At 44.8% G+C, this 12866-nt stretch carries 12 protein-coding genes; 9 read left to right on the forward strand and 3 right to left on the reverse strand.

The features are described from left to right. Positions 1–14 precede the first annotated feature (14 nt). The 7 genes from LA360_RS26175 to tnpC (LA360_RS26205) all read left to right on the forward strand — a co-directional run bounded on the left by LA360_RS26175 (position 15) and on the right by tnpC (LA360_RS26205) (position 7168). A complete protein-coding gene (locus LA360_RS26175) occupies positions 15–380 on the forward strand; it encodes a glycosyltransferase family protein (RefSeq protein ID WP_112482389.1) in 366 nt (121 codons plus the stop codon). Positions 381–512: 132 nt separating this feature from the next. After that, a complete protein-coding gene (gene tnpA, locus LA360_RS26180; RefSeq protein ID WP_174713916.1) occupies positions 513–923 on the forward strand; it encodes an IS66 family insertion sequence element accessory protein TnpA in 411 nt (136 codons plus the stop codon). Between the two features lie 173 nt (positions 924–1096). Beyond that, the gene (locus LA360_RS26185; protein WP_057571580.1) at positions 1097–3001 is read left to right on the forward strand and encodes a tyrosine-type recombinase/integrase; all 1905 of its coding nucleotides are present in this window, start codon (positions 1097–1099) and stop codon (positions 2999–3001) included. Beyond that, entirely contained in the window at positions 2998–3981 is a 984-nt protein-coding gene (locus LA360_RS26190) for a tyrosine-type recombinase/integrase (RefSeq protein ID WP_089774846.1), read from the forward strand. The genes LA360_RS26185 and LA360_RS26190 overlap by 4 nt, the downstream gene beginning before the upstream one ends. Beyond that, a complete protein-coding gene (locus LA360_RS26195) occupies positions 3974–4996 on the forward strand; it encodes a tyrosine-type recombinase/integrase (RefSeq protein ID WP_022201328.1) in 1023 nt (340 codons plus the stop codon). The genes LA360_RS26190 and LA360_RS26195 overlap by 8 nt, the downstream gene beginning before the upstream one ends. Positions 4997–5098: 102 nt before the next feature. Continuing rightward, the gene (tnpB, locus tag LA360_RS26200) at positions 5099–5410 is read left to right on the forward strand and encodes an IS66 family insertion sequence element accessory protein TnpB (RefSeq protein WP_263870245.1); all 312 of its coding nucleotides are present in this window, start codon (positions 5099–5101) and stop codon (positions 5408–5410) included. A 141-nt stretch (positions 5411–5551) separates the two neighbouring features. After that, positions 5552–7168, forward strand: a complete 1617-nt coding sequence (tnpC, locus tag LA360_RS26205) for an IS66 family transposase (protein ID WP_112482393.1) — start codon at positions 5552–5554, stop codon at positions 7166–7168. A gap of 123 nt (positions 7169–7291) precedes the next feature. Here the strand turns inward: tnpC (LA360_RS26205) and tnpC (LA360_RS26210) are convergent, their stop codons facing one another. The 3 genes from tnpC (LA360_RS26210) to tnpA (LA360_RS26220) form a co-directional block, all read right to left on the reverse strand. Then, complete coding sequence (gene tnpC, locus LA360_RS26210) at positions 7292–8941, reverse strand: IS66 family transposase (protein WP_112482395.1); 1650 nt, start codon at positions 8939–8941, stop codon at positions 7292–7294. 147 nt (positions 8942–9088) lie between these two features. Beyond that, on the reverse strand, positions 9089–9442 hold the full coding sequence (gene tnpB, locus LA360_RS26215) for an IS66 family insertion sequence element accessory protein TnpB (RefSeq protein ID WP_089776306.1): 354 nt from the start codon (positions 9440–9442) through the stop codon (positions 9089–9091). Next, complete coding sequence (tnpA, locus tag LA360_RS26220; RefSeq protein ID WP_057573074.1) at positions 9435–9806, reverse strand: IS66 family insertion sequence element accessory protein TnpA; 372 nt, start codon at positions 9804–9806, stop codon at positions 9435–9437. The genes tnpB (LA360_RS26215) and tnpA (LA360_RS26220) overlap by 8 nt, the downstream gene beginning before the upstream one ends. A 295-nt stretch (positions 9807–10101) precedes the next feature. On the opposite strand from tnpA (LA360_RS26220), the gene LA360_RS26225 reads away from it, so the two are divergent. Then, positions 10102–11652 (forward strand): IS1634 family transposase, encoded by a 1551-nt coding sequence (locus LA360_RS26225; protein ID WP_112482397.1) that lies wholly within the window; start codon positions 10102–10104, stop codon positions 11650–11652. A 229-nt stretch (positions 11653–11881) separates the two neighbouring features. Then, the gene (locus LA360_RS26230; RefSeq protein ID WP_225537711.1) at positions 11882–12772 is read left to right on the forward strand and encodes a hypothetical protein; all 891 of its coding nucleotides are present in this window, start codon (positions 11882–11884) and stop codon (positions 12770–12772) included. Positions 12773–12866 lie beyond the last annotated feature (94 nt).

Here is a 12866-nt window from a genome sequence, read left to right on the forward strand (position 1 = left end):
GAGGAGAATGTAGTATGAAAAAATTGTTGATATATTTCCCTGAAGAGAAACTGTTTCCTAAAGGGGGGCAGGCGGGGTATTTGTTTAATTTAAAAAAAGGATTGGACGCAATAGGTGAATCTGAGTATCTTCCTATTGATATTTCTTTTTATAATAATGGACCATCACGTTTTGAGGATAATTCAAAACTCCGGAATATGATGCCTGAGCGTATTTTGGAGATAAGAAGGGCTATTAACGATGCCTATTTTCTACGCAAGAAGCTTCCTGTAGATAGAGAACTGTATAATTACGATATGATACATTTTCACTGGACAGAGGAAATGTATCTGAATCGTGATTTCCTTTCAGATTATAAAGGGAAAGTAATATTAACGTAAGTAAGTAATAATCCGTATCTTGACAAAAGTAAGCGCCAAATATACCTGCGGATTTTCTAATCCGCCTTCTTCCGCTATAATTGTAGCTGTTAGATACTTAGACTATTTCACTACAATTATGGAGGATAGGTTATGGCAGCTACTCGCAAAGCCCGTGTTCCTATGGCAGAACAGATCAGGCTTATCAATGAATGCCGCCAGAGCGGCATGACAGATGCTGAATGGTGCCGTGAAAATGACATCGCAGTAAGCACCTTTTATAACTGGGTCAGCCGATGCCGGAAAGCGGCAGCGGAACAGATCCCTGCACCGAATTACGGTCATCATGCAGATCCACTTCCAAAACAGGATGTGGTTCCCATTGATATTGTTCCGGATCATCTTCCGGAGCAGCATGCGGCATCACAGATGCAGCAAATGTACCTTGACAATTCACATACGATTGAAGTGACCATGAAAGATGTGATCATTCGGATCAGCAATGATGCCGACCCTGTCCTTCTTACAAGGACACTCCGTCTGATCCGGGAGACTTCATGTTAGGCGATATCTCCGGACTTGAAAAGATCTACATCGTCTGTGGCTTATCCTCTCGATATTTTTATCCTCATCTTTTTGAGAAGGCATTGATTTTAAGGCATTTTTTCAGAAAAATATGAGGATAAAAAGTCATATGCGATAATGAAATCACAATAAAATCGGAAGGATGTGATTTCATGAATTACGACGAAACCGTAAACAAAGTAATGATACTGCTGAAAGAAAAGGAGATATGTTCAAGTAGCCGAAAGTCACACAGAGATTGCTATGAGTCCCTCAGGCTTTTTATAAAGCAGAGAAATGAGGAGTATTCAGATTGTATTCGTGAAGGTTGGATATCTGAGATCAAAACTGAATTACCACGGCAAAGATGTGCCATATGGATACAGTATGTTTACCAGTTGGAGGAGATGGACTCCACAGGGACTGTTTCCGACCGCAGACTTTATCTTAATCAGTCAAACTATGACAAGCTGCCTTTATTATGGAGAAAAGATCTTGACATATATCTGGATGATTGTAGTAAACGCTATACAACTCGTACATTAGAATTAACCCGTATTTACTGTTCTTCAGGCTTATTCTTTCTGGATGATATCGGGGTTCATGCTATTACGGAGGTCACCTATGACTCGATTATAAAACTGACAAAGACAAAAATGTATTGTTCTGATGATACAAGAGCCGTGATACTGAATAATACTGCGCGAATGATCAGGTTTTATGGTGAAAAGGGACTTTGCCCTATGAGCTATGTTCTTGTTTTTGACTGCCAGATATTTCCTCATATCGGATTACTGTCGGATTTCTCTGATGAAAGTCTTACAGTGCTCCGGAATATAACGAGTGTAGCCATGTCGGTGGACAGTTTCTATAATTCAATCGTACCTTTTATTGAACTTTTAGAAACTCATGGATATGTTGGGACAACTTTGAAACTTGCTAAACATGCATTGACTGCATTGTATCTTTTTCTTGATATGAATCAATTAGGATTTCATCAAGATATCATGTGGATCTGGTTCGCAGAAATCAGAAAAACAATGGGGACTTCATGGCTCCACTGGAGGCGTGTTCTGAAATTTTATGAAGATTATACCCTTACTGGTGATATCCATCCGAATGGTAAGTACAGATACCAGCCTATCAGTTTCGATAAACTGCCATTATGGTGCAGAGAGCCAATAGAAGGTCTTTTGGAACAGAAAAGACGTGAGTTTCGAGAGCCAGGTACAATCGATAGTTACATGTATTCCTGTACCCGTTTTTGTATGTTTTTGCTTGATCATGGCTATGAAAGTTTCAAGAATCTTTCATTCGCTGTTGTAAAAGATTTTTCATTACATGATGAGCATGCCACTTTTGCGGGAAGAGCAGGACGCTTTGTCATTGTAAGGGCATTTCTTCGTTTTCTTGATGAAAACGGATATACAGATGTACACAAGCTGGATCTATGTTTGATGACCGGTACCGCTCCGTGCGATAAGATCATTGATGTATTATCTGATGAGCAGATTCAAAGAATTCATACATTCCGTACAGAACATAATACCCCTGTAGAACTTCGTGATATTGCGATAGTATTACTTGGTCTGCGGATGGGAATGAGGGCGTATGATGTTCTTTCTCTCCGTTTTCAGGACATAGACTGGAAAAAACGACAGATTTCAATAATCATGAAAAAAACCAGGACTCAGATCACCCTTCCCATGCCTGTTGAAGTGGGCAATGCGTTATATCTGTATATAACCAAAGGAAGACCCCGGAATAATAGCGGATACATTTTCATAAGGTCAAAAGCTCCTTATGGAAAACTTACAGGTAAGATATGTACCAAAGCGCTTTGGCGTATCCTTCCTGAACGAAAAGATGTAAAAGGCGGCGGTTTTCATGTGACCCGTAGGACATCTGCCACGAATCTCTTGCGGAACCATGCAGGGATTGATGATGTAATGGATGCACTTGGACACCGTGATTCCACAAGTGTCATGAAGTATCTGCTTCTGGATGATGAAAGAAGCAGGAAATGTGGATTATCCCTGGAGAGTACAGGGCTCCTTTTGAGAGGAGGGCTGGCATGAAGATGGGTGAATACCAGTTCAAAAGCTGTTTCGCACCATATCTTGAAAAGTTTATAAGCGAAAAACGGGCTGTAGGTTTTATATATGAAAGCGAAGAATGGAAACTGAAACGCTTTGATGCCTTTTGCATAGAAAGCGCAGTTACAGAACCTTGCTTAAGCAGGGATCTTGTAAAGGAATGGGGGACATTGCGTGATGGCGAAGCTCTTGCCACATGCTCTTCCAGGACATCTGTACTACGGCAGTTTGCGCTGTTTCTGACTTCACTGGGTATGGAAGCATATATTCCATCAAATTTCTACAAGGCAGAGAAAAACGTAGTTCACATCCTGTCAGAAGCTGAAATAAAAGCGTTCTTTGAAGCAGTTGACGATTGTGTTCCTGCTATAAAAGCGACAGGATTTCATAGATTAGTTACCGAGTATAAAGTGATCTTTCGGCTTATCTATTGCTGTGGTCTGCGTATTTCAGAAGCCAGGAAGCTGTATTGGAAGGATGTGGATCTTCAATACGGAACAATCCATATATATCAGTCGAAAGGTCACAAAGACCGATTGATCTACATGGCCACAGATCTGACTGAACTGTTACAGGCATACGCTAAAGTGCTGCGCGATAAATACCATTGTCTGTCAGACTGGGTTTTCCCAGCGCGGGAGACAGATAAGTGCCTCAGTGTTGGTACAATCGATAAAAAGTTTCGTGATTTCTGGGCATTAACACCTTTTGCAGAATCATGTGACAAGGCTCCGACAGTCCATTGTCTTCGCCATGCTTTTGTAGTTAAAAGAATGAATCTGTGGATGGAAGAAGGGGTTCCTTTAAAAGAAATGCTCCCCTTCCTCAGCCGGTACCTGGGTCATCAGAGCCCGGATGAAACATTCTATTATTATCATCAGGTTGCTGAAGCATTCCGTATCATCAGGGATAAAGATGAAACTGGAAGATATGTGATCCCAGAGGTAAATGCTTATGAATAGAAAAAAATCTCAGAAAAAACTGTTTTTTTCGAAGACCCTCGAATTTCTTGAGCATTATCTCCCGGATCAAGTATTAAAAAGTAGAAACACGGTTGAAACATATCGGGATGCATTGACAGTTTTCAGGCGATATGTAACAGATATCAGGCACCTGTCGATACGGTCATTCGGGTTTGAAGACTGTACACATGATTTTTTATTGTCATACATAGAGTTCCTAAAACAAAGTGGTAATGCTGAAACAACATGCAACAACAGGTTAGCTGCAATCAGAGCATACCTATGGTATGCTGCAGACAGTGATATTTCCCTGCAGACAGTAGCTTTGACAGCATCGAGAGTTCCTTTTCTCAAAGTACCTAAGCTGACACGGGAGGTGATATCGGAAGAAGCTCTTAAAGCATTACTTACAGCACCACCCCACACAAAGATTGGTCAACGGGATCAGCTGATTCTGATACTGCTTTATGATTCTGCCATTAGAGTCTCCGAATTATTATCCCTGGATGTATCTTCTGTAAATCTCAATGCGGAAATACCATATCTGAGGATATATGGAAAGGGTGATAAAGAAAGAATCGTTGCTATCACAGAAAAAACAGTCCGTCATTTAAAGAATTATCTGAACCTCTATCATCCAACAATCATTCCTGACCTGCCCTTGATCTATACAATGATCAAAGGCCGAAAAGACAGGATGTCTGTAGGAAATGTAGAACGCATCATAAAAAAGTATGCGTCTCAGATACGGTCACAGTACCCAGATTTTCCAGAACACTGCTATCCACACATGCTGCGTAGGACGCGTGCAACAAATCTATATCAGGATGGAACAGAACTAGAGCTTGTTTCCAGGATACTGGGACATTCTTCGACAGAAACAACACGAATCTATGCTGTCCCTTCTATAGAAATGATGCGAAAAGCAATGGAGACAGGAAGTTTATCAACGGATGAGAAACCATTGTGGCCAGATGATGAAGAAGAAATGGCACGTATCTGTGGGTTAAGATGAAAAATGTTATCCTCATCATTTATGATGTAAAAACGCTCAAATACAGCTATTCTCAGAAATGATGAGGATAAAAATATCATAAGAATAACCCCGTTTATCCTATTGTTAGGGAAAACGGGGTATACGGATATGCGCAAATCGATTGATGGCTTGTGTGCCATTATCGAAGACCAGCTTAAGATGGATCCGTCGTCCAGTGCACTCTTCCTTTTCTGCGGGAGAAGACGGGACAGAATCAAAGCGCTGTTCCGTGAGCCGGATGGCTTCGTATTGATTTATAAAAGGCTGTCTGTTCCCGGCGGCTATCAATGGCCGCGGAAGCAGTCAGAAGTCAGGAACCTTTCCTGGCGGGAGTTTGACTGGCTGATGTCAGGGATCGATATCGACCAGCCCAAAGCTCTCAAAGCAGAGTAAAACGCTGCTGATTTTCATGGAAAATCCTGCACAGAAAAATGGCAGATTTCCTTATAAATTCGGCACTTTTCAGTCCGCGTTTTCCTTTAGTGGAAGCGACATTTCTGGTATAATAAGGATATCAATTCCAAGGAGAGAACGATGGCTTCCAGTGCAAAAGATATCCAGCTGCGAGAGCTGAAAGATACCATATTACAATTGAAAACAATGGTCTCTGAGCAGACAGAGCTGATCAAATCTCTCCGTCTTATCATTGACGAAAAATCCAACCATGAAAAAGCTCTTCAGGAACAGGTAGACTATCTGACAAAAAAGCTCTTCGGTTCCTCCAGTGAGAGGCGGTCTGATGACATCCCCGGACAGCAGAACCTGTTCGATGAAGCGGAAATGGAACAGGATCCTTCCCAGCTGGAAGAAGAAACCGTGATCCGGGAGCATACCCGTAAGAAAAAAGCAACACATGAGGAACTTTTCAAAGGGCTGCCGGTTGAAAAGGTAGTCATTCCTCTTCCGGAGGAAGACCAGATCTGCCCGGTCTGCAGCACACGGATGGTTCTCATCGGCGAGGAGTATATCCGCCGCGAACTGGAATTCATTCCTGCTACATGCAAGGTGATCGAATACTACAGCCAGAGTTACGGCTGCCCGTCCTGTAAAGATGGGCTTGGCGCTACGGAAAAGCCTGTGATCGTAAAGTCTCAGGTTCCGGAAGCATTGGTAGGAAAAGGTCCGGCATCCGCCTCCACTGTCGCATGGACGATGTATCAGAAGTACGCGAATGGGTTGCCTCTCTACCGTCAGGAGAAAGACTGGAAACAGTATGGGGCTCAGATCAGCCGGACGACACTTGCCAACTGGATCATCTACTGCTCGCAACATTACTTTCAGCCGATGTATGATTACTTCCATCGGGAACTACTGAAGCGAAGCTTTGCAATGGCAGACGAAACCAGGATCCAGGTACTGAAGGAAGAAGACCGCAGAGCTCAGACACAGTCCTTCATGTGGCTGTTCCGAAGCGGGGAGGACGGTCTTCCGGCGATCATCCTGTATGGATATTCTCCTACCAGAAGCGGAAGCCATGCGAGGGAGTTCCTGAAAGGATACCATGGATATCTGGAAACGGATGGCTATCAGGGGTATAACGGTCTGCCAGATATCAAACGCTGCGCTTGCTGGGCACACATACGTCGATATTTTATCGATGCCGTCCCCAAAGGGAAGCAGTATGATTACAGCCAGCCGACGGTACAGGGAGTCCAGTATTGCAACCGTCTGTTCGCGATCGAAGACTCCATTAACAAAAAATATCCCGGCGATTATGAAAAGCGGAAACAGCTGCGTCTCGAGAAGGAAAAACCCATTCTGGAGGCTTTCTGGTCGTGGCTGGATCAGCAGAAACCAGTGCGGAATACCCGCATGGACAAGGCGGTGAATTATGTCCAGAACCGCCGGGATACGGCGGAGACCTATCTGGAAGATGGACGCTGCAGCTTTACCAACAATCTCAGCGAGAATGCGATCCGACCGTTTGCGGTTGGCCGGAAGAACTGGCTGTTCAGTAATTCTGTAGACGGTGCCAATGCCAGCGCAGTGGTCTACACAATGGTTGAGATGGCAAAAGCACACGACCTGAATATTTACAGTTACCTAAAATTTCTACTGGAGCATCGGCCAACGAAAGAGATGACCGACGATCAGCTCGCAGAGCTGGCGCCTTGGAGTGAAAAACTCCAATCTATCAAAAATCGCATGTGAATTATAGTAAATTACTCCAACTCGCAAAGGGCTGGGGTAATTCTATATCTGACCGTATTATTATTTGACGGTTACTGACAAAATAAGAAATCCCCCAGCACTTACCGGGGGAAGATCTGTTTTTTACTTTTTAAGTTTGCTGCGGCAATCATCAGGCAGATTGGAGGACCATGGGAGAAGCTCCAGCATTTCTTCCTTTGCCGGAAACGCACCGAGTTCTTTCATCTTTTCCATCACATATGTGAGATAGTTGTATGGCTTCAGTCCATTCAGAAGCGCAGTTTCTGTGATGCTGTACACATTCGCACTGGCCTGTGCCCCGCGGATGCTTTTGGCAAACAGCCAGTTGCGTCTCCCTATGGCAAAATTTTTCAGTGCCCGCTCTGCAGCTAGATTGTCAATACTCAGATGGCCATCTTCCAGATACCTTTTCAGATAGGTTTCCTGGTTCAGCGTATACAGGACCGCCTCTCCGATCTTAGAAGATCTGTCCACAGCATCCTCCAGGGTATGAAGCCACTCGAAGAAAGCCTCTAAAAGCGGCTTTGCCTGCTTTTGACGCTCTTCATACCTTTCTTCCGGTGACTTGTCACGGATCATCTCTTCGATCTTATAGAACATCCCGATCCGTTCCATTGCCTGATATGCGGTTGTTTCCTTCAGCTGCTCTTTGGTAAAGTCCTTTTTCAAAACGGTCAGGGATTCATCAAATCTGCGCCTCGCATGGGCCATGCATCCTGTCACGGTGATCCTTTCCGGAAGGCTGTGATATGCCTGGTATCCATCGCAGGTGAAATATCCCTGGTACTGATCCCCAAGGAATTCCACCGGATGATATCCCGCCCGGGTTCTTTCGTATTGGAAGAGGACCATCCGGGGTGAGCCGCTGTATTCATCAGTGAGATAGACCCACATCCAGTTCTGGGTGGAACCTTTCTGTTCCGGCTCATCGATCACCTGAACACGGGTTTCATCCCCATGAGCGTATCGGCTCCGGAGGAATTCTTCCTTCATCAGTTCATAAAGCGGCTGCAGATACCGGTCCGCACACTGGATGATCCAATTCGCCATGGTCTTTGTGGAAAGGTTCAGGCCGTAACGGGCGAATTCCCGTTCCTGACGCGCAAGGGGCATGCCGCCCACATACTTTGCGTTCATGATGCCTGCCACCAGGGATGGTGTTGCCACACTGCCTTTGAGAAGGGAAGGCGCCTTTTCCGGACGTTTCATCGCCCCGCATTTTGGGCAGCTGTAAACATAGGTGACCTCCTCCACCACTTCAAACCGTGCAGGGACAAACTTCAGGCGCTTCACCGTCTCTTTTGTCACGACTTTATATTTGGTATTGCAGTCCGGACAGTTTCGGTCCGCGCCGGTCAGCTTATACTCAATTACTTCCGTTGTCTCAAAGGCGGAAAGATCTTCCTCCTTTTTGCCGGAACGTTTCTTTCTTTTATAGGAAGACGGATGGATCTCCTCCATTTCCGGCTCCGGCGCATCAGGCTCTGCTTCCTGCTCTGCCTCGTTAAAAAGGTTCAGCTGCGTATAGCCATCCGCATATTTTTCGCTGGATGGGCCAAACTGTTTCCGCTGCGCAAGAGTCAGACGGTCAGAAAGCATCGCATTCAGGAATTCCAGTTCCTTTGTTTTTTCTTCGAGGATCTGGATCTTTGTTTCCTGTTTCTGATAATGCTCCCGCATGGTTTTCATCAGGGAGATGATATCCTCCCTGCTCATCTTGTTCAGTTGTTCCTCTGTAAAAAGCGGATCCATAACACAGCCTCAACTTTCTGAAATCTCTACCAGAAAGTATACCAGAAAAAGCATTCCGTTCCTATAGGAAACTGCATTCCGGGACGGAGGAAAATCCGCCCAAAACAAAGTGATTTTCGGCTTTTTGCGAATTGACAGGATCCGGGCTCATATGACGATCTTCGGGTGACGTTCTTCAAATGCGCCGCTGGGGTTCAGGGATAAACCATCGCACAGCCAATGGATCTCTTTCAGCGTAACTTTCTGCAGTTCATCCGGTGTGTCAGGCCAATGGAAGGAATCGCGGTCCAGCCGTTTCATCAGGATCCAAAACCCTGACCCGTCCCACTGAAGGATCTTGAGCAATGTGCGCCTGCGATTGCAGAACGCGAACATACAGCGGGAGTACGGATCGAGATGGAATTTCAGTTTGATGATGGCCGCTAAACCAGTGTAGCTCTTCCGGAGGTCCGTGCAGCCACATGCCAGATAGACTGTAGTACTTCCGTAAAAATCAAGCATAGTTCTTTAAGGCCTGAAGCAGGGCAGTCAACAGTCTGGCTGGACAGTCCGCAGCAACTTCAATCCGGATATTTTCCGGGAGACAGAGCATCACAGGAGGTTTTCCTGTACCTGCTGTACTGAAATGGAGTTCATGTTCCGAAGGGAGCTTTGCAAACACCGGATCAGAAGCACTTTCTGTCTCAGCTGCTTCTGACTGGAGCTTTCGGATCCAGTAACCCAGTGTAGACTGTGGGATTCCATTCTGCTGACACCATTCTTTGCGGGATAAACCGCTTTCCTGGAAAGCATGGAACCGGTCTGCCCAAAGGTCAGCCTTTGAGGTTACATTGTCATTCGTATTTATTGGTATCACCTCCATCATTTGAACTTATCTTATCAAATGTGGATGGAAATTTGCAGATACTGATTATTACCTACTTACATATTAACATCGCATTCTCCATGCGTTATGTACAAGGAAAAGATTGGAAAGCTGAAACCCAAAGACTATAGATTATTAAAACCTAATCTCCCGAAAAAATTATACACTACCAGCTCCCTGATGTTGTGAATCCATTGAAAATACTAGGTTTTTAGGCAATCTCTCTTTACAAATATGTGTATAAATTATATAATATAAGAAGAAATATTATACACATATTTGAAGGAGCCGCGCCATGTCGTCATTGGTTTATGTCAAAAATCCAAATAGTAAAATCTATGTATATAGCAACGTTTCTGTTTATGATAAGGAAACCAAAAAGGTCAAACATATTCGCAAGAGCATTGGGCATCTGGATCCGGCAACAGGCGAAGTGGTTCCCAACCGCAGGAAAGGCGATATTGCCCGCAAAAAGGCTGAAACGAAAGAACCTGCTGGCCGCTGTGTTGTTGAAAACACCGGCATACAGTCCCTTTTGGATAAAGCTGTTTCAGACATAGGACTGACAGTACCGCTCACCGCAGGTTTTCCAGACGACTGGAAACGCATATTGACGTGCGCGTATTACCTTGTCAGCGAAGGCGGGGCATTATGTCATATTGAACAGTGGCAGCGGATGTATCCGCCACCATGCCGTTCTCTGCTTGCAAGCCGGCGGGTGAGTGAACTCCTTGTAAGGATCACGCCTGCGCTGCAGCAGAACTTTTTCAGCAGGTGGATTGATGTAAACCGCCAGAAAGATGTCTATGCAATGGACATCACCAGTGTATCCTCCTACAGCGAATTGATTGACTTTGTCCGTTGGGGATACAACCGTGATGGGGAAAAACTGCCCCAGATCAACCTCCTTATGCTCACCGGCGTCACTTCCCATATGCCGCTGTATTACAGGATTATTCCCGGCAGCATAAAGGATGTGAACACCCTGGAGGACAGCATAGCGAATATATCCGTTTTGGACAGTCCGGCCTGTCATTTTATCATGGATAAAGGCTTTTATAGTGAACCGAACCTTGACGCAATGTATGCCAGTCATAAGAAGTTCCTGGTCGGAGTGCCTTTTACGGTCGGTTTCGCTTGCAAGGCAGTAGAACGCTACAGGGATAGCATCCGTTCACATCACAATTACTGTGCAGTCTTTGGGGACGAACTGTATGCGGTCACGGAATCTTCCACGTGGAAAGGGCAACGATTCTATATCCACGTCTACCATGATAGTTTCAAGGCGGCGACAGACGAACGGAATTTTGACCATATCCTGCACTGCTGTTATGAAGAACTTATGGCTGGCAGACACGTAAAGGAGCATGCCTCGTATTACGATAAGTTTTTTCAGGTTCACAAAACACCTGTAAGGGGCATCAGGGTGGATTACAACGAGGAAGCCATCAGCAGGCATAAAAGGAACCATATCGGCTGGTTCGTGCTTGTAAGCAATCACATCAAGGATAAGACGAAAGCTCTTGAGGTGTATCGCGACAAGGATGCTGTTGAAAAATGTTTCTATGACCTCAAAAATGATCTTGACATGAAGCGTTTACGTATCCATTCGGCGGCAGCCATGGAAGGCAGGATTTTCATACAGTTTATAGCACTCCTGATCACAACCCGGTTAAAGCAGGTGATGAATGCGGCTGGATGGTTTAAAAATCATGACCTTCAAAAAGTAATAAGCGAAATGAAAACTGTCCGCAGTGTTAGTATAAATGGAACACGAAAAAAATACACCACTGAGCTTACCCCATTTCAAAAAGACATTTATGAGCTATATGGGTTGACCCCCTAAATATGTGTATATCTTGCTTTACAGAGGACCCAGTCTCATTTCAAAATTTTTTGTGAACTCCCCTCCGGTAGCCTTGCAATCTGCTTGTTTTGATGGTAAGATGAAGATGGGAGAGAAGGATAGCTGTGAGGCAGCACTTTCCCGGATAAGAATATCTGCTGTGGGAGATTTCCACAGTTGCGGAAAAAGATTTAACTTAGCTAAGACGGCGGAAGGGAGGCGGTTGCCGGTGGCGAGTGTAAATGTAACTCTTTCGGATATTAATATACAGTGGCATCCGGCGTTTTGCGCTGCGGCAGAGCTTGAACTTTCGGCAAACCGTGCGGAACTGGATTTCCAGCGTGAGTATAATTTAAGCAAGAAGCCTTTGCAGATTGACCTGCTTGTGGTTGAGAAGCTGGATGAAGTGAGCATCCAGAATGAAATCGGGCGCATTTTCAGGCGGTATAACGTGATTGAGTATAAGTCGCCCGGTGATGGGATGACGATAGATGATTTCTTTAAGACGGTCGGATACGCCTGTATCTACAAGGGTCTTGGAGAGACGGTTGACCAGATTCCTATTGACCAGTTGACGGTTTCGTTGTTCCGGGAAGGCTATCCGGAAGAACTGTTTAGCAGCTTGGAGAGATATGGGCTTGCGGTTAAAAAGGAATTTGACGGCGTATATTATGTAGAAGGGCTTCTGATCCCGGCGCAGGTTGTGGTGACGAGGGAACTTGAAAGCGGAAAGCATCTGTGGTTAAAGGTACTTTCCAGAAATCCATTGGAAGAAGATGTCCTTGGTTTTGTCGAGGACGCGCAAAAGCTCACAGAGGAGGGAGAACGCGCAAATATGGATGCGGTTTTGCAGGTGAGTTTATCGGCAAACTATAAGCTGTATGAAGAATTGAAAAGGAGGTATCCTGAGATGTGTGAAGCGATGAAAATATTAATGCATGATGAGCTAAGTGAAGCGCAGAGAGATGGCATTGCACAGGGCGAGATGAAGAAGGCTAAGGAGACTGCCATCAACATGAAGAAAAAAGGTTACTCGGATAATACTATTGCTGAATTGTTAGAAGTAGGTGTGAACATTGTACAGCAGTGGGTGGCTGGCACTGTGAGCTTGGCAAAATAAGAGAATTTTAGCCCTCTGTGTAAAGATAGGTTTGACCTATGTTTCTCACAGAGGGCTTTGTTTTATCCTAATCTCCCGAAAAAATTATACACAA

It is taken from the genome of Enterocloster clostridioformis (genome assembly GCF_020297485.1).
GTDB classification, from domain to species: Bacteria; Bacillota; Clostridia; order Lachnospirales; family Lachnospiraceae; genus Enterocloster; species Enterocloster clostridioformis.